We start from the raw sequence: 24,875 nt of genomic DNA on the forward strand, positions 1-24,875 counted from the left end.
AGATGCAGCAGAAAAGCCTCGCCGCCCGCCTTAATCAGTTTTTTATTTCGTCTTCGTCACTGTCAAAACCGCTGATCTCCAGAATTTCGGAGGACAGCTTTGCAATCTCGCCGGCCAGCAGTACTCCCAAAATGGCTTCCGTTGGCGACCCGTATTTGTCGATAAGCTCTCTGGCGCTCCAGTCCGGGATTAGACAGGCCCGTTGAATCACCAGGGCGCCGAACTGTTCCTCGTCGAGTACTTTTTCCCGTTTTGCTCCTTTGCCGGTATAATGCGTGCATTGTTCCTGGATTTTATGGATCGTTTTCCCGTCCAGCGCCTGGATTTGGAAGTCCACCCCGAGCCTTTTCATCGGGATGTCGCGCTTCGGCTTGCTGTCCGCGCTGAGCAGCGCCTGCAGCACACTGATTTGTCGGTTATCCGTTATCGTCATGGTTCATACATCTCCTTTATATATCGTTGTATATGTTTCCGCAGCGGGTGAAGCGGAGAGCCCTGCGGCGAGTAGATGTGCCCGCCTCTTCGCCAGGTCCCTTCCGGCTTCGTGTCTCCACCGCATTCCGAGCAGGTTTTACTCAGCTGTTATTTTGTCAAGAAGCTCATAGCCTGTGAAATTAAAGGGAAGCTCCTCCTCCACGATGGCTCCGACTTCAAAATGCATCAGGGGAATTTTATCGAATGTCACGCCTTTGAGCCGAACACGGTATGCTCCATACGATTCGGGATCCTCCAGCTTCAGAATCAGCTCGGTAATGAATGTGCCCTTGCTGTCATCAGCGATCTTGCCAATCCGTTCGACGAACTCGGAAGTCACCTTGTAACCGGAGATGGTACCTGTTCCGCTAAGTCCGGTCACCTTGTGCGCTGTCCAGCGGGTTCCTGCCCTTTTAATCTCTTCCTTCGTAATTTCGACGTTTGCCTCGGCCGATTTGATGTTGGTCAGCCAAGTTCCATCATGGTACACATATCCATAAGTCCCGTTAATTACGCGGGTCGAATCCAGCACAATAATCCCTCCCAGTTATATTAGGCATTTATCGTTGTCTACACCTTAATCGTTAAGAATATCCGCTCCATACTGTCAATTTCCGTAAAGCCGATCAGAAGAAATACGCTGTCTCCTTCAGACTTGCGGTCCGGATCCAGGGTAACGACGATATCGGTCAGCACGTTGTTCAGTTCCAGTCGTTCCAGATAGGCTTTCACGGCGGAGATTAGCGCAGCCTGACCGTCCGCGTTATTATCGAGCCTGCCGATATAAGCCTCCGCCGCCGCTTTCGGAATATCGGTCGAAATCGCCTGGCGTGCGCGCATGGCCCGGATCTTTTTCTTGCCTGTTACGAGCCCCTGCTCGACCTTTACTTTCTCCCCGTCGTGGACAAGAACGAGCGAACCCTTCTGCAGTGACGCATTGATTTCGCTGTTTTTAAGGCGTTTAACGACATCCGCCGCCATGACCGGCGTATATGTTATCGATTTGTTGATGCCTGTTCCGGCGATCAGTCCGGCAATGTATGGGGCATAGCGGGCCGAGCTGTACGCTGTTCCGCCAATCTCTACGCCCGTAATCAAGTTCACCGCGTATTCGTCGGCGAGGTCCGTGCTGCGCTTGTTTCCCACAGCCGGATCCAGATCATCTTCGAGTGACCCGCCGAACACGGTCATAAAATGCTTGCCTTCGTCTTCACGGTTGTCCTTACACCACAGCTGGGTGGCTTTGCGCTCTTCGGCAGGAACTTCATCCGGATACACAAATACGTTAAACGGCCGTGATCCAAAGACGTCCCGAATGGATGTGTATACAGCCGGCGTGACGTTGCCCTCTACCGGAGGCACCGTATATACCAATACTTCTTTGGCACCACCCTGCAAAATCAGCCGGATGGGGCCCACCGCTTCCGCACCGAACAGCTGAATGGCTTCAGCCTCTTTCTCAATTGTGTAAAATTTACCCGCTTCGGCTCCTGCATATTGGAACAACGGAAGGGCGACCGTTCCGCGAGCCCCTCCTTTGATTTGTGCGGCAGCCGCCTCCACAAAGTTAATGTACAGCCCCGGCCTAACCGGTAAACTGATCGGATCCCATGCTCCACCCATTTTCTACATGCCACCTTCCTATAAATTGTTTGTGCGTACTTCGACGCGTCTTACTTTCTCGAACATCGGGCCGGCCACAGTTTCCCGTGACTGGATTTGTATCGTTCCAGGGCACCGAAACACCCCGTTATCCAGCTTTTCGGGCGCGGTCAGCGTCATCGTGTCGATTCTAAACTGGGATGGTCCAGCTTCCGGGGGAGCGGCAGGATATTCATTCATCAAAAACTTGCTTAAGGCTTCCATTGCCTGTACCGCCTGCTCCGCATCACCGCCAAACCCCTGGATCACATACTCCCGATCGACCAGCGTGTGGTCCCGGTTCACCGCTTTCCTCGTTTCCTGTTTGAACAAAACGGTAAAATCGCCCGGCGATGCTGCGGCAGGCTCCTGATACCGGTGGATCCCCGCTCCCGGAAATTTGGCCAGAATCAGCGCCGACATTCGGTTGATGCTGTCGCTTACCGACACATGTTTTCACCTCTTCCGGGCCGGACCGGACACAAAGCATAGCGCAGTGTATCCTTTACCGAGCATAATTCCATTATCAAATCATCCGTTCCCCACTTCCTTCAGTCAGCTTCTGCACGGGTTCTCCGACCCGCTGCATTTCGGATTATAGGCGGAAGGAGCGCATGACGAACAGGATGAACTTTCTTCACCTGGGGGTGAGAAGAATTCATCCTCCTGCGGACTCGTAGGTTCTGCTATACTTTATGCAACTGTAATCTTCTGTAAGGGGGTTTGAAATGGAGCGGATTCGAGTGATGCTGGTCGAGGACGATCCTTTTTGGCGGGATCACATCAGCAGCGATTTGTCCGATGAGCCTGATATTGAGATGATTGCCGCCTGCGCAACCAAAGAAGAGGCTGTCGAGACCGCTGCAAAATCAAGGATCGACATCGTCCTGATGGACATCAATCTGACCGGCAACAACCTGGACGGGCTGGAAGCGGCCGAGCTTATTTTGCGCCTGCCCGGAAATGAGCCCGTGAAGATCATCATGCTCACCTCCATTACGGAAGCGGAAGTCGTCATGAAATCTTTCAGGCTCGGCGCGCTGAATTATATTAATAAATCGAGTTATCAGGATATCGTTCACGCGATTAGGGAAGCGCATCATGGCCGGGCAGCGATCCATTCCGATGCCGCCCGGATCATGCGGAGCGAGGTTCAGCTCATGGAGCTGACGCCCATGGAGAGAGAAGTGTTTGATCTGAGGAAGAACGGATTAAGCAAGCGGGAAATTTCCGAGAAGCTGCACAAATCGACGAATACGATCAAGTCCCAGCTGCGCAGCATCAAAAACAAGCTGACCCATTTCAAAATGGATTGACCTGGTCGAGCTTCCGGGAATCCGCTTGCCGTTTGAATGCAGGCGACAATGGCTTGAACCTGTCGTAAGGAAAATGGAGAACGATCGTCGTTCCCTTCCCGGGTTCGCTTGCGGCAACGGATAACTTCCCGCCGTGTTTAGACATGACACTCGTGCAATAGGACAGACCGAGCCCGTAGTTCAGAGCATGCTTTTTGGTCGTAAAGAACGGCTCGAATATTTTGGCCAGATGTTCGGGAGGAATGCCTGCGCCGTTATCCTGTACGGTAATCCGGAACTCCCGTCTGGTGGTAGCCGTATGGAGTTCAATGCCTCCACCGGAGGCAGGCAGCGCGTCAAGCGCGTTGCGGATCAGGTTGGATAGCGTCTCCGCGACGTGAACCGAATCGCAGTATAGCCGCCCTTCTGCGTCGTAACGCGAGGTTATCGTGGCCGGACGGCGCTCGATCAGCGAGCCGGCGGACGCGACGACGGAATCGATCAGCTGCCGGATATCGTGCTCCCCCTCATGCAGGACGACGTCCTCCGCTTTATCCTTGATCCGGTTGACCATGTGCAGTAAATGGGCGGTTAAGCCATGAACCTGTGCGATCGTATGCGCCGCCTTATCCGATTGTCCCGATTCCAGCTGAACCCGGCTTTTCTCGGCCAAATAATCGATTTTCTGGATTTCGTTCTTGATGGAATGGTTCAGGATGGAGACGCCCATGGTCAGCGTCCGGATGGAATAGTCAATGCGCTCCCGTTCGATTCGCAGCTTGATGCCGAGAAACCCGGATCTGGCGATATAAAAAATAATAAACCCCACCGTCCCCAAGATCATGATAAAGTTGGCCTCCCACATTCCATTGCTCTCCAAGTGAAACGACCACCAGCCCAACTCCAAATGCTCAAAGCCGATGTAATCGCTCGTATACGCCCACAGCATTGCCAGCGGCAGCACGAATGTCCGCCACTGTCTGCGTCTCGCTGCTTCGCTCTTCTCCTTAAAATAGGCAAGGATGTAGCCAAAGCTTCCGGCGGCGATATAGAGTCCGTCCCACCATCGAAAACGGGCGACTTCAAACTGATTCCAAGGTTCATGGGCCCAATGGTCCGCCATCAGCAGCCATGGACCAGGCAGCAGCGCAAGCGTCAGCACCTTTTTAACAAAACCGGTAACGCTCTCATTCAGCCATAACCCTCCCATACAGTAAACGTACGGCAGAACGTAAAAATAAATATGCATGGCGGCTACCGTAAGCCAATAAAGAAAGTAACTCAGCCCGGGGGATAACCAATCGGCTGGAATGTAGGGGATGATAGACAGATGCAACGCAAATGCGAAGCTGGCAGATCCGCCAAGCAGTATAGTCAAGCCGATCCATACCGTCGAGCGGGTGCGGTTGGCCAAAAAAAACAGGCCTAAAGACCATAAAGAAACAAACATGAGTATGTATATTATTTTCATGGGTTGGGTGCTAACCCATCCACCTCCGTGCCAGAATCACAGACCTCCATGCCATGTTCGCAAAAGTATTACACTTACTTTCTGACCTTCTATTCCCCTCCTTTTTTACAATATCCAAGCTCTTGGATAAGCTATTCGGCATATGCTATGATTCGGACTTTAACATATATGTCACTGCCCACTTCCCCATGCTTGCGGGTCCAAAACAGGCTCACCCATTCAGCAAGACCATTGACATCTTGATGGCAAAAAAAACGGATTCCGGCCTATTCTCTTTCAGGTTACCTATCATGGCAATAGGGTATCCTTTCGGTCACTTCTCGGGGAATCAACATATTGCCGAATCGCCAGATACATATACATAATCGGGCTGCACTGCACAATCTTACCAGATCCCAATCAAAAAAAGTATCCTTCCCGATACCTTAATTTATAATGGAATAGTGTACCGCAACCGGGATCCCCCAGCCATATACATAAGCATCCGCAATACTATGGATTTCTTCAAAACCCATACTGTGTCGAGCGTATCCCTAAAATTTTCCGAGCTGCGGCTGCTACGGAAATCTGCCCGAACCGGTGAAACGGCGATGAGACCGGTTTAACAGAATAAAGGGCAGCAAAGAACGAATTTCATCGTCCTTTGCTGCCCTTTTCATAGGCCTATTCTTCCACCTTAATCCGCAGTTCACCCTCTGCCAAACCGTCCCCAGCTGCGCGGATCACCACTTCGCCGGCCTCCAGTCCCGCCTGAACGACTAGGAGGCATCGGCCCCCGCGGGTTTCCCTGCGGCTGCTCTTATAGGGCTCGTGGTCGCGCAGATCCCCGTTATCAGCGCCAATGATCTCACCTTTACCTTGAATGTCGAAGCTTAACTCGAAGTCCGAATTCGGAACGACGATCCCCTGCTCATCCACGACGCTGACTTCGATATGTGCGATATCACGGGCGTCCGCCCTCAGCAGGGAGCGGTCGGTGTCCAGCACGATCCGATGCGGCGCCCCTGCCGTTTTCATCTCATACTCGGATACTATCGCATCGCCGTTACGGCCGACCGCACGAATGGTGCCGGCATGGTAGGGCACATGCCATTCCATGAGGCGGTTCGGGTAATCCGTCAGCTTCCGCACGCCGTACGATTCGTTGTTCATGATCAGCTCCACGCTCTCGCAATTGGTGAACGTAACAAGCCTCATCAATCTGCCCGCCTGCTCGGGAAAGGTCCAGTGGCTCGCGAGCCCAGGTGATTTCCAATGCAGCGTCCACTGCGCGCCGGCATCCTCTTGTGCCGGATCGAACACGGCGATATGAACCATCGGCTCTTCCGACCAGAAACTTTGCTGCAAATAAGAAATCGGTTTGCGGAAGCCGCAGGTATCGATCAGTCCAGATGCCCAGCCTTTGTACGGGTATGAAGCCTCTCCCAGATAATCAATCCCGGCCCAGACGAATTGCCCGATAACATAGTCATGCTTCTCGACATCAAACCAAGGATTGACCGGAAGGTAGCCCTTTACGCGGTTGCCTTCCCCCCGGTAGTAGGGGAACGTCTCAGTGCCGACGATCAGCGTATCCGGCATCGCTTCCCGGTAATGCTCATACCACTGCTCCTGATAATTAAGCCCCAGAATATCGACCAGCTCCGCCATCTTTTTCGTATGCAGGACCTTGTCTTCAATCGGGCCTTCGCGCAGGCTGATCGGCACGTTATGCGGTTCGAGCGCGCAGGTGACAGGGCGTGTTGGATCCAGCTTGCGGCAGTAGTCGGTAAGCTGCTTCAGCATAACCAGCATGGATGGCTGTCCCTGGTTTTCGACCTCATTGCCGACGCTCCACAGGAAAATGCTTGGATGGTTCCGGTCCCGGATCAGCATCGCCTCCAGATCCTTCTCCCACCAATCATCATACAGGTGCTCATAATACAGCGATTTCCACTTGTCGAACGCTTCATCAATGACCAGAAAGCCCATGCGGTCGCATAGATCAAGCAGCTCCGGAGCCATCGGGTTATGGGCAAAGCGAATCGCATTGCAGCCCATTTCCTTCAGCCTCTCCAGCCTGCGCTTCATGGCCTGATTATTGTAGGCTGCACCCAGGCAGCCCAGATCGTGGTGGATGCACACGCCCTTCAGCTTCAAAGGCACCCCGTTGAGAATGAGGCCCCGGTTCGGGTCCAGAACGACTTCACGGATGCCAAACGGCGTTATATATTCATCGGTTTCAGATCCATCCCGAACAATCGTTGTCCGGGCATAATACATGTCCGGCTGGTCCGGCGACCACAAATGCGGAGAGGGGATCACCGTTTCCTGATCGACCGTAACCTCCTCGGAAGGAGATACGGTCACCGGAGACTCACATTTCCCCAAGACTACACCCCGGCTGTCCACGAATTCGGTAATAACCGTACAATCCGCAGGCTCTTCGCCATGATGGTTAACCCGGATTTGCGCCTGGACCGTTGCTTTATCCGGGTGGATCTCCGGTGTTGTTATGAAAGTTCCCCACGCTGCAACATGCAGCTCATCCGTCCGAATCATCCATACGTTGCGGTAAATACCCGAGCCCGAATACCACCGGTCGGATGGCATCGGCGTATTGTCCACCTTGACCGCGATCACATTGTCTTGATCCCACTTGATATAAGGGGTCAGATCGTATTGGAAGCTGACATATCCGTATGGCCGTTTTCCGGCGAAATGACCGTTGATCCATACTTCGCTGTTATGATGAACCCCATCAAACTGAATATAGACGCGCTCCTTGTTGGATGGCGACTTGATATGGAAGTGCTTTCTGTACCATCCCACGTTCCATCGCGGCAGATAAGCCTGCATGCCGCCGAATGCCATGGCGGGATCCACCTGTTGCTCGATGCTCCAGTCATGCGGAACCTGCAGCTTACGCCACTCCTGATCTTTAAAATCCGGCTGCTGGGCGCCTGCGTAGTTTCCCAGGGCGAACAACCAGCCCGTATTCAACGAGCTCATCTTCCTGCTTCGGGTTCCCGCTTCCATTGTCAGTTCTGTCATGAGCCTACCTCCTGCTCTCCTCGTAAGGGATATGATCGTTGAATGACTAATAGATGGTTCGGCCGGCTGCATCCGGTATACCGGATTTCCGGTAAAAGTACGTATTGATGACATCCCGCCATTCTTTGGCATGCTCCAATTGAATATGCAGCCGCTCCCAGACATTCCGGTAGCGCCATTCATCGATATGACCTTCCAGCTTGCTCCAACGCCCGATCAGCTGCTCCACACCCTCCACACCGTCGAAATGGGTGTCATAAATATGCTGGATTACCGTCTTGCCGGAATGAAGCACATGGCTGTACGGAACGTGATGGAAGAACAGCAGCAGCTCATCCGGGCACGATTCCAGCGATTCATACCGCTGTGCATTTTCGGGGAAATATTGGGAGACAAAGCCGGTTCCGTCCTTGACCGTCCGGTTTACGCCGATGCCGTGACAATCGGCAAAATGATACGTCCCCCACACCGAATACTCGTACCCGTCGACATTCGGTCCATAGTGATGCCCCGGGTTGACCATCCAGCCGACGCCAAGCGGTGAGGTGTAGCTCTCGTAAACATGCCAGGAGTCTGCAAGCATGCGCTTCACTTCCTCGAACACCAAGGAATCATCACCAAAAGTCAAAGAAATCCATTCGCCCGTGATATCCTCTTCGGTCAGATCCGGATTCCAGGCAAGGCGGCCGTACCCGTAAAGGTTGGCCTGCGCCAGCGTATGCCCGGTCCAATTGTGGTCGTCTCCCACGTTGATGACGGCGGCGATCCCGCAGGCTCGATAAGGATAGATCCCCCGGAGACCACTTTCTTGACCTCGGTGCCCTGGCCTTGGGCGAACGTATCAAAATCCAGAATTTCTTTCCACTGGGGAACAAGATAGCACAGATGCTTCTGCTGTCCCGTATACTCCTGCGTGATTTGAAACTCCAGCATCTGATTCGTGCCGGGCATGGCTCCAAGGAGCGGGGATACCGCTTCACGGACCTGAAAGTCCATCGGACCGTTTTTGATTTGGAGAATGACGTTAGGTTTGAACTGCTCATCGAGAGGCTTAAAATGGTCGTAAGCTGCGCGTGCCCGGTCCGTTGACCGGTCTCTCCAATCCTGAAGGCAGTTGTACACGAAGCATCTCCAAATGACGAGCCCGCCGAACGGCTCCAGCGCTTCCGCCAGCATGTTCGAACCGTCCGCATGCGTACGGTCATATGTAAACGGGCCCGGACGATGCTCCGAATCCGCTTTTACGACAAATCCGCCGAAATCGGGAATATATTCGTATATTTCTTTTGCTTTTTCCTTCCACCAATCGCCCACCCGGGAATCCAGCGGATCGGCCGTGTCCAGTCCGCCAAGCTCCATCGGGCTTGCATAGTTGACGCTGAGAAACAGTCGGATGCCGTAACGGCGGAAGAACCCGGCCACGTTCGCCACGTCCGGCAGAAACTGCCGTGTAATCAGCTGCGTTTCCGTCCGGTGGACATTGACGTTGTTTATCGCGATGCCGTTGATGCCGATGGATGCCATCAGCCTGGCATAGTCCCGGATACGGGCGTCATCCTCAACAAATCGGTTATCTTGAAAAAAGATCGATCTGCCGGCATACCCCCGCTCAATGGAACCGTCCATATTGTCCCAATGGTTCATCATGCGCAGCGGATTCCGCGGTCTGTCCGTCACATCCAGTTGCTCCAGTTCCTGTCCGGTCCGCAGAATCCGCAGCAGATGAAATGTGCTGTACAAGAGGCCCCTGTCCGTATTCGCCATCACATACAACGAACCGCCGCCGTTCTCGGGATGACGCCGGATGGCATACCCTTCTTCCCCCAGATCCTTGATTCGTGCTGCATCCATCCATTCTTCCGGTACACCGATCTTCTCAAGTAAAGCAAGCCGGATCAGGTTCGGCACCTGCCGATCCGGGTCTGACACGATGGCAGGAAGGGTGCCTGTCATTTCACGAATGCCGTGCGTGAGTTCGGCGAGCGCGGAATCGATTACATCCGAATTGCCATATACCGCGATTTGGGTCAGTTCCTTCATCCCGGCGAGTGATTCATTATTCGTATAGCTGAGCCAGCCCTGATCGGCTGACGAGTATGGAAGCCTTGCCTCTTGCGCCATGAGCTTCTCGTCCCTCCCGATGATCTTTATATAAAATAATGCGGATATTTCTCTTTTAAAAAGTCCTGCTCCACGACGACAAGGCGGAGATGCTGCTCCATCACCTTCATCGCGTGTTCTTTATCCTGCTGAATGATCAGCTGGTAGATTTCCTTATGTTGACGAATAATATTTTCCCAGTTGGAGTCTTTGGAGAGCCGGAGCAGCCGCAGCCTGTTAAAATGAATGTTCAGCTGCTGCAGCATTTTCCACGTCCGCTGTTTGCCGGTGGCGTCAAACAGGATCTGATGGTACTCTTCATCCAGCTCAAACAGCCTGTAGAAATTGTTCTGCCCGGCACAAACATCCTGCATGGCAATGTTCGCTTCAATCTTGAACCGGGCGTCTTTATCCAATTGGTCGCAGGCAAGCGCCACGATTTCTTTTTCCAGCTTCTCGCGGATAAACCGGCCTTCCTCCACATGCTTCAGGTTAATGCGGGACACAATGGTGCCGCTCTGCGGGATGATGTCCAGCAGTTCTTCTTCCGCCAGCTTCATAAACGCTTCCCTGACGGGCGTTCTGCTGACGTTCAGCTCGTCCGCGATTTCCTTCTCCGAAATTTTGGTGCCGGGTTCGAGCTCCAAATGAAGAATTCTTTCCCTCAGCAGGTTATAGGAATAAGCCCTGGTGGAACCCTTGATTTTCTGCTCTGTCGACATTACGGTTACCTCTTTCTCCTTGCTTTCATTTCACAACACGCGAAGGTCGAAATGACTGCCAAACATTCTTTTTTTAGTAAATAATTTAGTCGGACAACGCTGCGGACACTTACAGGATTTCAATCATCGAACCGGTTGGAATAAAGTGGACCGGAAGTCCAGGAAATCTGCCGGCAAGCCGTTCGCTGATCAGCTTCATCCCCGGTTCCTCGCTGGCTGCATGACCCAGCATCAGCAGCGCTTTGGCTCGTCCCTGCGCGGCTGCATCCCGGACATATTCGAGCGTTTCCCATTCCGGCCCTTCACCGATGATCATCAAATCCAGACGTTCTTGCTCGAATAACGGGATCGCGTGCTGTCCACCTCCCCTGTACCCGACAGCAACTCCGATTAGCCCGCAGACCGTTTCGGGATCGCCGACGGCACGCAGGTACGGCAGATTCAGCTTCTGTTTGACATGCTCGGCGATGTCGGATAACCTACGGCTCTGCGGCAGCCGCACAACGGAAGCCGTTCCGAGATCCCGGTGCTCATCATCCTCCCATCCCAATGCTTCGATCAGTCCCGCCGTGATGATATCCGGCCGATAACTGTGCGGATGATCGTGAAACCGGTAAATGATCATATCATCCGATTCGATCAGCTTCCGCTTTGCCGCATGAACGGGATCCTCCGGAGCGAAGCCCTGCTCTTCCTGATGACTGTAAAAAGTCCCTTCGTGCGTAACCAGCAGGTTCACCCCAAGCCGGATGGCCTCAAGGACAACATCATGGGAAGCGATGAAAGCAACCCCGATTCCGCGGACCTCCGCTTCGGGAGTTCCGGCGATGATCCGGTCGATCCGGGATTCCAAATCCCCGGCGGGTTCCGTTAAATACGTTACAACCTCCTGAGCAGTAACACGCAAACCATTCACTCCTTCGGACTATGAAAAGCATGGATGTTCGTGGTGGATGTCATGCTATTACGGCATAACGCCCGGTGAGTTGAAAACAGGCTGCCATTTCGCTGGCGAAACGGCAACCCGATTCGTGTAACTTCAGATAAGTTCGTGTTTATGACGACTTACCGACCTACTTCTTCTCTTTATAAGCTTTATACGTCTTGTTGGCAAGCTTAACATAATTATCCAGACCCTGTCCCTTGAGCTCGTTCACGAATGCGTCGAACTGGGACAACGGTCGCTCGCCGAGGATAAATTTAAGCGTGTTTTGATCCGAGTAGTCTTTCAGCGGCGTGCTCAGCAGGGTAGCCTGCTCGCGGTCTTCTACGGAATACGGGATCGGCGGCTCGGCCGGTACGACGGTTTTCGTCTTTTTCATATCTTCCTGGAACTTTTTCTCTTCGTCGCTGAACATCGATTGCAGCAGCTCCGTTGTACCGCCGTAGGCGAACACCCCTCCGGAGAAGCCATAATCGATACGCAGGTCCTTCGTTCCTTTCGGGTTCAGGCCGTTATAGTTGATATCGTCGACCAGCTTCCGGACGCCGTTCTCTTTGGTATACGTTACCCCTTCAACACCCCACTTGGCAAACTCTTCGCCTTCGTCACTGTAGTAGAGCCAGTCAATGAACTGAAGGATCGCCTTAAAGTTCGGGTTTTCCTTGGCTTTGGCCAGAATCATCACGCCGTTCTCCAGACGGGAGCCTGACATCAGCTGACCTGCAGGTCCTCCTGGCACCGTAATTTTGGCGATGGAGAATTTGCCCTCTCCGAGCGATTTGTTCATGTCCGTACGATGCAGCACGACGGTCTGGGAGTTGCCGTTGATCACAAACGATTTACCGGATACGAACTTCTGAGTCGCCTGATCGTCCGTTTGCGTAAAGCTTTCTTTGTCCAGCAGGCCTTCGGATACAAGCTTGTTAAAATACGTCAGCATATTTTTGTATTCCGGCGTCGTGGACGTGTACACGAACTCGTCCTTGTCCGCTTTGTAAGTGAGTCCGTTGCCGAAGCCCCAGCCAGCCTTCGTTCCGAATCCGGTAGCCGCAATGTTCAGCGTACTGTTGAACTGGAACCGGTCGGAGAACGGAATCGAGTCCGGATAAATTTCCTTCAGTTTCTTGAGAGCGGTATACAGCTCATCCCAGGTCGCAGGAATCGGAATGTTGTTCTTCTCAAAAATGTCGGTCCGCACAAGCAGCGTATAATCCGGCCATACCTCTTCATGCATGCCAGGGAGCACATAGTATTTACCGTCCTCCTGCCGGAGTCCGTCCAGCTCCTTTTCCATGCCCCACTTTTCGACTTTATCCTTAAAATTCGGCATCATATCAATGTAATCGCTTACCGGCAGAATCGCACCGGATGACACAAAGGAAGCCTCTTCCCCGGGATACGTTTTCGGAATGACCAGCGGAGCGTCTCCCGAGCTGATCAACAGCGAGCGCTTCTGGCTGTAATCGCTCATCGGAACGATGGTTGGCTGAAGCGTGACGCCCGTTCTTTTCGTGATTTCCTGGAACAGCATCCAGTCCTTCTTGTAAGGGTAGGCCGGCTGGTCGCTGAAAAGAATCGGCAGGTTAAACGGCTCGGTTGCCTTGAAAGAAACGTTAACACCGTAATTTTCCATCGCGCCTTTGGATTGGTCCTTGGCTTCTCCGCCTCCGCCGCTGCTGCCAAGATTGTTGCTGCAGGCAGCCACGGACAGGCTCATTACTGCGGCCATCAGCGTCATTCCCCATTTTTTACGAGAACGCTTGAACATTTGTTTACTCCCCCCATGAATGAATGTCGGAACTGCAAAGAAATGTAAAGCTATGAAATGAATGCGGCGATCCGGACCGGATTTATCCTTTCACGGAACCCAGCATAACACCCGATACAAAGTACTTCTGGACAAAAGGGTAAATCAGCAGAATTGGCAGAATCGTCAGAACCATCGTGACCGATTTAATGTTCGCAGAGATTTGGGTCAGGTTATCCGCTGACGTCGCTCCCGCAGAAGCGCCACCTGTTGCCCCGGCAATGAGGTTCCGCAAGTATACGGTGACCGGGAACAGTTCCTTCTGGTCCATGTACAGGAAAGCGGAAAACCATGAGTTCCAATGTCCCACCGCATAGAACAGCATCATCGTGGCCATGATCGCCTTACTGAGCGGAAGAATAATGCGGAACAGAATCCCGTACGTATTCAAACCGTCGATCGAAGCCGCTTCTTCCAGCTCCTCCGGCATATTCTCGAAGAATGATTTCATGATCAGCATGTTGTAGATGCTGATGGCACCCGGAACGACGATCGCCCAGATCGAATTGGCAAAGCCAAGGCTGTTAATGAGCACATAGTTCGGGATCAGCCCGCCGTTAAAGAACATGGTGAACACCGCGAACATCGTCAAAAATTTGCGTCCCATCAGCCTTTTCTTGGACAAGGCGTAGGCAAAGATCGTCGTCATGAACATCGAAATGGCCGTTCCGACCACCGTATACACGACGGTGTTTTTGTAGTTCGTCCAGAACATCGCGTCCTTGGCCACCGTCCGGTACGTGTCGATATTGAAGCCTCTCGGAATCAGGTTGACCTTCCCCGCATTGATATAAGCCTCGCTGCTGAAGGACTGGGCAAGTACGTTAATGAAAGGAAATACCGTAATGAAGACAATCAGCAGCAAAATGATCGTGTTGACGACTTTGAACACTTTATAAGAAACGGAATCTTTCACTTGAGGCACCTCCTTACCATAGGCTTCTTTCCGTTACTTTTCTGGAAATCGCATTGACTGAGAACACCAGAATGAGCCCGATGATCGATTCGAACAGTCCGATAGCCGTGGCGTAGCTGAAGCTGCTGGATTGCAGACCGACCCGGTACAAATATGTAGAAATGACGTCGGACGTTTCGTAGATGACCGGATTGTAGAGGAGCAGTATCTTTTCAAAACCGATGGCCAGGAAGCTGCCCATGTTCAGGATCAGCAGAGTGACGATGGTCGGCAGGATCCCTGGGATCGTCACGTGCAGCGTCTGCTTCCACCGGTTGGCGCCGTCAATTTTCGCAGCTTCGTACAGGGACTCGTCAATCGTCGTCAGTGCGGCCAGATACAGAATCGCTCCCCAGCCCATGCCCTGCCATACCTCGGAGGTCACGTAAATCGCCCGGAACCACTCGGCCCGCTGCATGAAATTAATACCGTCTCCGCCGAAGAAACGGATGAGAGCATTGATCGACCCGCTCGCCGAAGTCATCTGCAGAATCATGCCGGCCACGATGACGATCGACAGAAAGTGCGGCATGTAAGAGGCGGTTTGAACGAATTTCTTGAATTTCTTGTTCTTTACTTCATTAAGCAGTAACGCAAAGATAATCGGAATCGGGAACGTGAACAGCAGGGTCAAAGCGCCGAGAATCAGCGTGTTCGTAAATACCTTCCAAAAGTTCGGATCCTGGATAAACATCTGGAAGTAGTGAAACCCTACCCATTTCTCTCCATAGATGCTCCCCCCGGGAACAAAACGTCGGAAAGCGATGACGTTGCCGATCATCGGCCCGTATTTGAAAATGAGCAGGTAAATGACCGGTAATACCAAGAGCGAATACAACTGCCAATCTTTGCGAAAAAGCCTTCCTACAGAACGCTGCTTCTGTTTTTTGACGGCTCTCTCCTGGGGCAAGACGGAGCTTGCGGCCTTCGTTTCCATTCTTCAGATCACTCCAATCCGCGCAGAACATGTCGCTGTTATTTTTGCACTTCTCGTACCAATCCGTCTGATGTCTCGCGCAACCATTTCACATATGAACATTCATCCCGGTCCGGGCAAACGGATAAACCGCTTACAATTCGTGTGGCTCAAGTGCGGTCGTCGAACTTTGAAAAAGACCTCCCCTTTCTTAAAGCGCTTACAACTAACCTTCAAAAAATTCAATACATCTGTTCTCCAAAGCTTTTTTGAACCTAGAAAAACAATAGACCGGAATAAAAATGGTGAGGCAGTTCAGAAGTAAATTGGAATACTAGTATAACTAGTATGGTAGTTGAGCTGTTTTTATTGTAATGGACCTTTTCCTGGATTTCAATATTTTTCTTTCGAGAACTTTAAAAAAGTTACGCCCTCTGCGAACAAGCGGAATACGAAAACAGTCATCCCAACCGCAAAAAAGCGCCAGCCGTGACCTATCACAGCTGACGCTTCATATGAAACATTCGCATATCCCTGCTTCACTTCGGCATGATTACCTTGTTCGTTAAATTTCCAGCACCTCGACACGCTTTTCTAAATCGATTTGACCAGAATTCAACTCGGCATACATATACTCTGTCAGCAAAAAAGAAATCGTGGATTCCGCCCCTTTGTTCCGGTTCGGCCCGTTCGGCGTCAGTCCGTCGCAGCAGCTGCCGTCTGAAGGATCGGCGAGCGGCCGGTGGCAGTCATTTTCACCGTGAAACCACTCCCTGCAGCGACGGATAAGCTCCTTATATTCCTGACTGCCTTCCACACGATATGCCTCCCTGGCGGCCAAAGCCAGCTTCATTACTTCGAGCGGCTGCTGATCCCACCGGCTGCGGTGGCCGCGGTCGGCCCAGCCCCGGTTCCCGATCGGCCGGATCCATCCTTCCTTTGCCGTCATTTGTTCGGCCAGAAAATCCAGGGATTCCTTGGCCACCCGCCGGACGGTTTCGCGTCCCGTGGCTTGATAAGAGGAATAGAGTGCCCATGGAAGTACGCCGTTTCCGTAGGTCATCTGCGGCTCGAACCAGTGCCAGCCCGGCTCAGCCGACGTGGAGTAGAGGTCCATCAAATTTCCCTCTAAACGCTCGATCAGCGTCCATGCCTGAAGCTTCTCGAGCAGCTCCGGCCTTGTCATTTGGAGCGGATAGCATTCCTCCACTGTCCAGAGCCGGGAGTAGGCTGCAAGCGTATACGCCCATCCCCGTGGGAACTGCAGCTGCTGCGCGGCAGCGGTCGACCGGAGCAGGATCGTTTCGGCAGCCCACCTGCTTCCCTCATCCGGCAGCTCTGCCCATGCATTCACCGTAGCCCATACGGCGCGGCCGTGGCAGTCATCCGATGCCGTTTCCGCTTCTGGAGAACGGTCATAAGCAACATTGTTATGGAACGTTCCGTCCTCTTTTTGAAGCCACAGCAGAAAAGCCAGGTAGATGTCTGCCAGCTTCAGCCAGCGTTCGCTGGCATCCGGATCCATGCGCTGAATAACCGAACAAGCCCAAAGGGCACGGGCATTGTCGTCTGTTGTATATCCTTCCTGTCTCCGGGGAACCGAACCTAAGGCATGCTCGAGCAAACCTGTATCATCAGTCATTCTTTCCAAATGTCTAGGACAGATGCGGTAATTGTTCAAGGGTCCCCCTCCCTCAGTTCGCTTTCATGATTTCCGGAACGGAAGCAGCCAATCCGTTGAACAGCTCCAGATGGAGCTGACCGACCTTGGACCAATGCATGTCCGCTCCAATCCGCCCCATTTCCCGTTCCCATCTTTTCGCCGTTTCCTCTTCGGAAAGAATAGCTCCCATTTGCTCCGACCATCCCTGCGTATCATCAAAAGGAATCAGCAGCTCCGGATAATCCCCCAGCAAGTCCTTGGCATAGGCATACGGCGTCGTCAGAACCGGCCGGCCCAAACCGACCGCATAAGCGAGCGTTCCGCTCGTAATTTGCTGCATGCCCGGATAAGGCGTAACGTACAGGTCGGCGGCCGATAACAGCCCGGCCAGTTCGTTCTCTTCCACGAACCTGTCGATCATGACGACATGGCCATCCATTCCCAGCTCACGGGCAAGTAATTCGAGCTCCTGCCGATATGCCTCGCCTTCCCATTTGCGCACTTCAGGATGCGTCTGCCCCACGATGGCATACAAGGCGTTCGGAACTTTTCGAACGACATCCGGAAGAGCACGAAGGATCAACTCAAAACCTTTCCCCCGGCTGAGAAGGCCAAAGGACATCATGACCTTACGTCCGTCCCAGCCCATGGATTGCCGCGTCCGTTCGCGTAAACCGGCTGCAGGCTCCGGTGTTCCATGATGCACGCAGCGGATTTTATCCATCGGCACACCCATCGATCGGTGGAGATAGCCGGCAGCCAGCCGGTTCATAACCAATATAAGATCGCTCCGCTGGGCAATCCGTTTCTGAATGCTTAAATACGGCTCTTCCGGATGTTCAAATACGGTATGAAAGGTAACGGCCAGCGGCTTATCGAGATGATCGACCAAATCAAGCACATACTCGCCGGCTTCCCCGCCGAAAATTCCGAATTCGTGCTGAAGCGAAACGACGGAGACGTCGCTCCGGTTCAACCGCTCGGCAAGCTTTCGGTATGCTTTGCGGTCCTCCTTCTCGACTTCATGGATCATCGGATCTGTGTCTCCCAGCAAACTAAACGCCGGCTTGACGGCGTAAACCTCATCTTGTCCCTTCCAGCCTCTGGCTCCGTTCACGCTTTGCCGCAAGTGATGCGTATAGGTGGCAATCCCGCATTTTTGAGGCACATAAGTGCCTATATAAGCGATCCGATTCATACGGTAATCTCCTCCTCCTCTTTGATGCGGTGTGCAAAAGCTTCGTAAAGGATGTGCCGGGATCCGATTTCCGAGCCGAATCCGAATACGCATTGGTACAGCTGTGCTCCTTCCCTTACGTGACAGCCGTCCCACAGAATCGTCTCCGATAACCGGGTGTTATTGGCAATCCGGCAGTCGTCCCCGATGACCGTATACGGTCCGATGATGGCTTTATCGCCGATTTGCACGCGGTTTCCGATCACGACTGGCGGGATCAAAAGGGCACCGTCGCCGATCCGGCAGCTGTTTCCTGTCCAGATTCCCGAAGTCTTCTCTTTACCCGGCAGAGGCAGCTTCAATTTGCGATCCAGAAGGTCCCAATGCACCTGCCGATAACGTTCCCGGGTGCCCATATCGAGCCAATATCCGGTCATCGTGAAGCCACACACGCCTTCCCCTGCTTCAATGAGTAGAGGGAAGGTTTCCCTTTCGATCGATACCTCGCGACCTGCCGGTATGTAGCTCAAGGCTTCTTTGTTCATGACATAGATTCCGGCATTGATCAGTTTCGAAGGTGCTTCCCCCGATTTCGGTTTTTCCACAAACCGGGCTATGCGGCCTGTTTCCGAGATGTCTACAACGCCAAAAGAACTGGGATCCTCTACCTCGGTCAGCCCGATGGTAACGGTCGCCTGCCGTTCCTGATGATATTGAATGAGCGGTTTAATATTCATATGCTGTACGATATCGGCGTTAAACACCAGGAAGCAGTCGCCAAGGAGCGATTCCGCGTTTTTAATGGCGCCGGCAGTACCCAGCGTCTCGCTCTCTATAACATACTCGATGGAGACCCCCCATTTTTTGCCGTCTCCCAAATGGTTTCGAATCAGGTCCGGGTAATGCTTGAGCGCCAGGACAAATTCCCTCACCCCTTGATCTCTAAGCTGCCTTACCAAGTGTTCGATCCAGGGACGATTTCCTACTGGCGCCATCGGTTTCGGCATTTGTTCAGTTAACGGCCGCAGGCGTGTGCCCAGACCCCCGGCCAACAGCAACGCTTTCATCGGTTGATCACCCTCCAGTTCGGTTTTCGGTCATAAAAAAAGAAGCCGGCGCATGGCGAACCTTTTCTCGATCATGGCACCATGAGCGTAAAAAATTCATTCATCAACGACTTCTGTTTTGGAGTTGTCTGGTCTTCAGCCCCTATTCGCTAAAGCCCGTCCACTATGACCTTTTGCCCCTCGGCGGGATCAAGTGCCGCATCATCGAACAGAATGGTCATATAAATATAACCCCCTCCCGTTTCTGATTATTAGCACTCACCTAAATAGGCTGCTATTAATACTAATAACGAATTCCTCCCTGGCTTTCAATAGCGATTACACGCGGAAGTGAATGAATATCCGCCATGAAAGCCAATACACGGGATACTTTCGCCAGTTTTTTCAAATTTCCTCATTCATACGCCAGAAATTGTAAACTCGATAGGGAACGAGCATTATGATTCTACGATGGCCCTATTTTTTACGCTCATTGTGTCCTCAAGCCTGCTGAGGACGCTGTCCGTAACCGGAAGTCCCAGCTTCTCCATGGCATACAAGAACGAGCCTACAACGGGAGGAAAATGCGGCTCCATCAAACCGAATGGCCTTCCCGGATCATCTGTGGAGATACGCTTAAGTTTTCCTTGAAAATAAGTGCTGTTCGCCACGCTCCCGATGCACGCAACCCGCAGCGTTTCGGCCTGAAAATGCCGTCCGAGCAAGCGGATGCCGACCACGATCTGGTGAATGGACCGGTCGCAAACCGCTTGGGCTAATGAACTGCCTGCCGCTGCCGCCTCCGTAACATAAGGAGCAAAGGCTCCAAATACCCGGTCCCTTTCGCGGCGGTCATCATGGAAACCATTCCTGCCCAGGAGTGCAAGTTCCCCAAGGTCGGCTGCATTCCAATGCGAGAGCATATCATGAACCAGACGCCCGTCAGTATCGTCCGTATGTCCGGCAATTGCTTCATAAACGGCGTCATAGGCCAGAAACCTGGCTGCGCTTGCGGCATAGTGATGATAGTCGTAATTACGTAAGTATTGCCCTTCTTCATTGATACCGAAAATAATTGAGCCTGTACCGGAAATCACCACGATGCCTGGCTTTGCCATCAACGCACCATAATGGGCGGCGACCGCATCGTTTACGTGCCACTTGGGGCATGTCATTTCCGGTAAATGAGTCAGTTCCTTCACCCATTCTAAATCCTGATCCCGGTCGTAACCGGCGATGCCTGCGGCCATGCCGCAAATTTCCCCGGGAGAACACCCCGCAACGGAAAGAGCTTTGCGGATCGCCGTCTTGACATTATCCGTAGCCTGGTTATCCCGATGCTGCGATGCCGCTTTCTGATCCTCGATGTACGCGGCGATGTTTCCTTCCGGACTTGCGATGATCACTCTGGTATTGGAGCCCCCTCCGTCGATACCCATAATCAGTTTCCTTCCAGCCATATCATCCCCTGCCCCCTTATTTCTACCATCCAATCGCTGACCCAGGAAGAATTCCTGCCTTCATGGAAGTTATTTACTAGTTAGGTGTAATTCGACAAGGTTCTCTACATATCCTCCTCCAAAAACCCCCTCAGAACGACCCAGGATTCCGGAACATTCGGGGGTCCTTGGCCGCTTCCTCCAAAGCATCTTGGTTTGCAGCTGCCTGTTATCCTTCGGAGTGAATGGGAATACTTTGATTCGTACCCCTGTTTATCCAGATCCTTCTCATGTCCATGCCGGGTACGATCAATCGAGTACAGTTCGGGTAAGTATATATGATGCGGTTTATTAGTAAAAGGAGGTTGCACTCATGTTGGAAGAAAACAGACCGATGCCGGCAGAAGAAGGCTTGGATCATAGTTTAGCTTTTCTTAAAGAAGGCTATTTGTACATCACAAACCGAACCCTCGGATTTCAATCGGATGTATTCGAGACGCGTTTGCTTGGCGAACGGGCCATTTGCATGCGCGGGGAAGAAGCCGCCAGGCTGTTTTATGACGAGAACAAATTTATCCGGTTCGGTGCAGCACCCAAACGCGTGATCAAAACGCTGTTCGGTGAAAACGGGGTTCAAACGCTGGACGGCGAAGCCCATCGCCACCGGAAAGCGATGTTCATGTCTTTCATGTCCGACGAAGCGATGCAGCGAATGCGGGGGCTGACCCGAAAATATTGGGAGATTGCAGCGAAAAACTTTGAAACGCGGAAAGAAGTCGAGATTTACGAGGAAGCCAAAGAATTGTTATGCCGGGTTGCCTGCGAATGGGCTGGAGTTCCGCTTGAACCGGAAGAGGTACGAGAGAAGACGAGCTGGATCGGCGCGTTGTTCGAATCTCCCGCCTCCATTGGAATCACTTATATGAAAGGCCGGAACGCCAGAACCAAGGCGGAGTCCTGGATCAGCGGCCTGATTGAGGACGTGCGCGCCAACCGTTTCACAGCGCCGGAACATTCGGCACTGGCCGTCATCTCTTTTCACCGGGATCTGAATGGCCAGCTGCTTGACTTAAAAATTGCCGCCGTGGAAATGCTGAACATTATTCGTCCGATCGTCGCCGTTTCCATTTACATCGCCTTTACCGCACTGGCCGTCATTCAGCAGCCTGAAGAGCGGGAAAAGCTGGCCGGATCGGATGAAGTGCGGCTTGGCCACTTTATCCAGGAGGTCCGCCGCTTCTATCCTTTCTTCCCCGTGACGGCAGCACGGGTGGCAGAGGATTTTGTCTGGAACGGTTATCGGTTTGAGCAAGGGACGTTAACCATGCTGGACCTGTACGGCACCAATCACCACCCGGACTTGTGGGACAAGCCGGAGAAGTTTATGCCGGATCGATTTCAACATTGGAGAGGATCCCCTTTCAGGTTTATTCCTCAAGGCGGAGGAGATCATGATACAGGGCACCGGTGCGCCGGTGAATGGCTAACCCTGGAAATCATGAAGGAGAGCCTCGACTTCTTGGCCAACCGGATGAGCTATGACGTGCCACAGCAGGATTTAAGCTACAGCTTCAGCGATATTCCGTCGCTGCCCCACAGCAACATTGTCATTCAGAACGTCCGAAGTGTTTAGATGAATTTACTTCTGTGACACAGCCCATGCTTTCCCTGAACAGAGAAAAAGCCGCAGCATTGCGGCTTTTTAACTTGCGTCAGAATGATCATTATCGGGGTCCATCGCCCAAGGACCTGGATTCACATGGCAGCCAGACCTCTTTTTTGCGTAATGACTTAGCGCTGTTTCCAATCGATTTTGCCCAGAATGCGCAGCACGCTGCGGACAAGCATTTGGCAGCTGCCCATGATGAACAGCCACACGCCTGCCGTTTGCGTCGACTCCTGAAAAAACAGCATGCTGCCGCTGATGTAGCACAGCGAAATGATGATGTCGCTCGCGATCCGCAGAACCTTGCCGGGTTCATGGACCACAAGCCGGTGGTGCCGGAACTTGACCACCCAATGCCAATGATGTTCATCCGTCTTAAGCTGCTCAAACTCCATGAGATGATGCCGGATAATAAATCAGCTCCTTTCGTAACACAAAGAGGACTGCCTGCACAGGAGCCCGCATCTTTTTATAAGAAAGTGCGTTTTATTTCATTACCCGCCCCATCCTTCATGAATCAATCCCATAAGCCGTTAATAAAACGTACCCACACCGCAGTAATTTTTAGATATAGGCAAATTTTACTCCTAAATGGAAATCTGTTCGGATATGATGAAAGTAATTCTTATGGAAAGGGTGTTTTCTATGAAAAAAATCGCCGTCTTACCTACAAACGGGAGGGCGACTATACTTTAACCCTCCTGCATTACGGGAGGAATCCAATTGAATTCCAGAATCAAAAAATTCATTTCCTACTATAGACCCTACAAGGGACTGTTTGCCGCCGATATGGCATGCGCTTTTATTTTGTCGGCGATTACGCTTGTTCTTCCGCTCGGCGTCCGCTACATTACCTCCGAGCTGCTTGACGGTGCTCATTCTGACTCGCTGTCCCAAATCTATGAGGTCGGTGCAGGGATGCTCGCATTGGTCATTCTCCATATTGCCTGCGAGGTGTTCGTGGATTACAAAGGCCACATGATGGGTGCGATGATGGAAGGTGACATGCGAAGCGAACTGTTCGAGCATCTGCAGAAGCTTTCGTTCCGTTTTTACGACGAACAAAAAACCGGGCAGCTGATGACCCGGACCACAAACGATATTTTATCCCTTGCCGAGCTGTACCATCACGGACCGGAGGACCTGCTCATCTCGATCTTGAAATTTACCGGTGCGTTTATCATTTTGATCGCGATCGACGTTAAGCTGACCTTAATTGTCTTTCTATTTTTGCCGGTGATGGCTGCGTACGCGTTTTATTTTAACCGGAAAATGAATGCGGCTCTGCGAATCAGCCGGGACCGGATCGGGGACATCAACGAGCAGGTGGAAGACTCCCTCGCCGGTATCCGTGTGGTCAAATCGTTTACGAACGAGCACGTGGAGATCCGCAAATTCGCCCGGGCCAATGCCCGCTTCCTCCAGAGCCGGAGCGACGGGTACATGAGCGAAGCCATTTTCTCCGGCGGAATGATCGGCTTTACACAACTGATTACCGTGGGCGTTATCGTCTTCGGCGGTGCCGCTATCCTCCACTCGTCGATGCAGCTTCCGGACTTGCTGACCTTCTTTTTATGCATAGGCATTCTGATCGAGCCCATTCAGCGGATGGTGAATTTCGCAAGGCTGTATCAGGAAGGTATGACGGGGTTTGACCGGTTCATGGAGATCTTGGAGGTAGAGCCGGATATCTGCGACGCGCCAGGGGCGGCAGATCTCGGCCATGCCGAAGGCAAGGTGGAATTCCAGCAGGTCTCCTTCAAGTATAAAGACGATCACCGGGAAGTGCTGACCGATCTGTCTCTTACCATCGAAGCCGGCGAATACGTAGCCATCGTCGGTCCGTCCGGCGTCGGGAAAACGACGCTGTGCTCCTTGATCCCCCGGTTTTATGAAGTCAGCGGAGGAACCATTCTTCTGGATGGCAAAGACATCCGCGGATTGACTTTGCGCTCCCTCCGGCGGAACATTGGCATCGTCCAGCAGGATATCTATTTATTTGCTGGCACAGTTATGGATAATATCCGTTACGGCAACGTGGAGGCGACCCGCGAGGAAGTCATCGAGGCGGCGAAAAAGGCCCATGCGCATGATTTCATTATGGGGCTGCCGGACGGCTATGATACCGACATCGGCCAGCGCGGAATCAAGTTATCCGGCGGTCAGAAGCAGCGGCTCAGCATTGCGCGCGTGTTTCTCAAAAATCCGCCCGTGATCATCTTTGACGAAGCCACCAGTTCCCTTGACAATGACAGCGAGCAGGCGGTTCAGTCGTCGCTGGAGAGGCTGTCCGACAATCGTACGACGTTGGTGATCGCCCACCGGCTGTCTACGGTCCGGAATGCACAGCGGATCATCGTGCTGACCGATGACGGGATTGCGGAACAGGGAACGCATGAAGAGCTTTTGGCACTGGGCGGCACCTATGCGCATTTATATAACATGCAGCTTAAGTTGTGACCGGCTGCTCCCCTACAAAAAAACCATCCAGTCCAACAGGGATTTCTCCCTGAGGCTTTGGATGGTT

The 24,875-nt window shown here is 52.5% G+C and carries 19 protein-coding genes and 1 pseudogene; 3 read left to right on the top strand and 17 right to left on the bottom strand.

Features of this window, described 5'->3' with window-relative positions; genetic code table 11:
• Positions 1-34 precede the first annotated feature (34 nt).
• From K2F33_RS25395 to K2F33_RS25410, 4 genes are all read right to left on the bottom strand, one after another.
• Positions 35-433 (bottom strand): phage tail assembly chaperone, encoded by a 399-nt coding sequence (locus K2F33_RS25395; protein WP_084203702.1) that lies wholly within the window; start codon positions 431-433, stop codon positions 35-37.
• 138 nt (positions 434-571) lie between these two features.
• Positions 572-1,006: a phage tail tube protein gene (locus K2F33_RS25400; RefSeq protein ID WP_318671264.1), complete on the bottom strand. Its 435-nt coding sequence runs from the start codon at positions 1,004-1,006 to the stop codon at positions 572-574.
• 38 nt (positions 1,007-1,044) lie between these two features.
• Positions 1,045-2,097, bottom strand: coding sequence for a phage tail sheath subtilisin-like domain-containing protein (locus tag K2F33_RS25405; protein ID WP_076166449.1), 1,053 nt, complete (start codon positions 2,095-2,097; stop codon positions 1,045-1,047).
• 18 nt (positions 2,098-2,115) lie between these two features.
• The gene (locus tag K2F33_RS25410; protein WP_263879425.1) at positions 2,116-2,565 is read right to left on the bottom strand and encodes a hypothetical protein; all 450 of its coding nucleotides are present in this window, start codon (positions 2,563-2,565) and stop codon (positions 2,116-2,118) included.
• A gap of 278 nt (positions 2,566-2,843) precedes the next feature.
• On the opposite strand from K2F33_RS25410, the gene K2F33_RS25415 reads away from it, so the two are divergent.
• Complete coding sequence (locus K2F33_RS25415; RefSeq protein WP_089547068.1) at positions 2,844-3,431, top strand: response regulator transcription factor; 588 nt, start codon at positions 2,844-2,846, stop codon at positions 3,429-3,431.
• Here K2F33_RS25415 and K2F33_RS25420 read toward each other — a convergent pair.
• The 12 genes and pseudogenes from K2F33_RS25420 to K2F33_RS25475 all read right to left on the bottom strand — a co-directional run bounded on the left by K2F33_RS25420 (position 3,418) and on the right by K2F33_RS25475 (position 20,703).
• Positions 3,418-4,824: a sensor histidine kinase gene (locus K2F33_RS25420; protein WP_263879428.1), complete on the bottom strand. Its 1,407-nt coding sequence runs from the start codon at positions 4,822-4,824 to the stop codon at positions 3,418-3,420. The two genes, K2F33_RS25415 and K2F33_RS25420, sit on opposite strands and share 14 nt — an antisense overlap.
• Before the next feature lie 720 nt (positions 4,825-5,544).
• On the bottom strand, positions 5,545-7,914 hold the full coding sequence (locus K2F33_RS25425) for a glycoside hydrolase family 2 TIM barrel-domain containing protein (protein WP_263879430.1): 2,370 nt from the start codon (positions 7,912-7,914) through the stop codon (positions 5,545-5,547).
• Between the two features lie 46 nt (positions 7,915-7,960).
• A pseudogene (locus tag K2F33_RS25430) lies at positions 7,961-9,954 on the bottom strand (alpha-glucuronidase family glycosyl hydrolase).
• Positions 9,955-10,061: 107 nt separating this feature from the next.
• The gene (locus K2F33_RS25435) at positions 10,062-10,736 is read right to left on the bottom strand and encodes a GntR family transcriptional regulator (protein WP_076166482.1); all 675 of its coding nucleotides are present in this window, start codon (positions 10,734-10,736) and stop codon (positions 10,062-10,064) included.
• A gap of 109 nt (positions 10,737-10,845) precedes the next feature.
• Entirely contained in the window at positions 10,846-11,643 is a 798-nt protein-coding gene (locus K2F33_RS25440; RefSeq protein WP_263879432.1) for a Nif3-like dinuclear metal center hexameric protein, read from the bottom strand.
• 166 nt (positions 11,644-11,809) lie between these two features.
• Entirely contained in the window at positions 11,810-13,447 is a 1,638-nt protein-coding gene (locus K2F33_RS25445; RefSeq protein WP_212983574.1) for an ABC transporter substrate-binding protein, read from the bottom strand.
• Positions 13,448-13,529: 82 nt separating this feature from the next.
• Positions 13,530-14,402, bottom strand: coding sequence for a carbohydrate ABC transporter permease (locus K2F33_RS25450; RefSeq protein WP_145020338.1), 873 nt, complete (start codon positions 14,400-14,402; stop codon positions 13,530-13,532).
• Between the two features lie 13 nt (positions 14,403-14,415).
• A complete protein-coding gene (locus K2F33_RS25455) occupies positions 14,416-15,378 on the bottom strand; it encodes an ABC transporter permease (RefSeq protein ID WP_263879436.1) in 963 nt (320 codons plus the stop codon).
• 544 nt (positions 15,379-15,922) lie between these two features.
• Positions 15,923-17,038, bottom strand: a complete 1,116-nt coding sequence (locus K2F33_RS25460) for a glycosyl transferase (RefSeq protein ID WP_412973945.1) — start codon at positions 17,036-17,038, stop codon at positions 15,923-15,925.
• Positions 17,039-17,051: 13 nt separating this feature from the next.
• Complete coding sequence (locus K2F33_RS25465; RefSeq protein WP_263879438.1) at positions 17,052-18,218, bottom strand: glycosyltransferase family 4 protein; 1,167 nt, start codon at positions 18,216-18,218, stop codon at positions 17,052-17,054.
• Positions 18,215-19,264 (bottom strand): nucleotidyltransferase family protein, encoded by a 1,050-nt coding sequence (locus K2F33_RS25470; protein WP_263879440.1) that lies wholly within the window; start codon positions 19,262-19,264, stop codon positions 18,215-18,217. Before K2F33_RS25470 ends, K2F33_RS25465 begins: the two co-directional genes overlap by 4 nt.
• Positions 19,265-19,701: 437 nt before the next feature.
• Positions 19,702-20,703, bottom strand: a complete 1,002-nt coding sequence (locus tag K2F33_RS25475; protein WP_263879442.1) for a BadF/BadG/BcrA/BcrD ATPase family protein — start codon at positions 20,701-20,703, stop codon at positions 19,702-19,704.
• Between the two features lie 355 nt (positions 20,704-21,058).
• On the opposite strand from K2F33_RS25475, the gene K2F33_RS25480 reads away from it, so the two are divergent.
• Positions 21,059-22,315, top strand: a complete 1,257-nt coding sequence (locus K2F33_RS25480; protein ID WP_412974017.1) for a CYP152 family fatty-acid peroxygenase CypC — start codon at positions 21,059-21,061, stop codon at positions 22,313-22,315.
• Between the two features lie 158 nt (positions 22,316-22,473).
• Here the strand turns inward: K2F33_RS25480 and K2F33_RS25485 are convergent, their stop codons facing one another.
• Entirely contained in the window at positions 22,474-22,743 is a 270-nt protein-coding gene (locus tag K2F33_RS25485; protein WP_076166513.1) for a YrhK family protein, read from the bottom strand.
• A gap of 328 nt (positions 22,744-23,071) precedes the next feature.
• Between K2F33_RS25485 and K2F33_RS25490 the strand changes: the two genes are divergently transcribed.
• Positions 23,072-24,808, top strand: coding sequence for an ABC transporter ATP-binding protein (locus K2F33_RS25490; RefSeq protein WP_212968721.1), 1,737 nt, complete (start codon positions 23,072-23,074; stop codon positions 24,806-24,808).
• The last annotated feature ends 67 nt before the right edge of the window (positions 24,809-24,875 follow it).

The organism is Paenibacillus sp. PSB04 (assembly GCF_025809195.1).
In the GTDB taxonomy this organism is placed as follows: Bacteria; Bacillota; Bacilli; order Paenibacillales; family Paenibacillaceae; genus Paenibacillus_AQ; species Paenibacillus_AQ favisporus.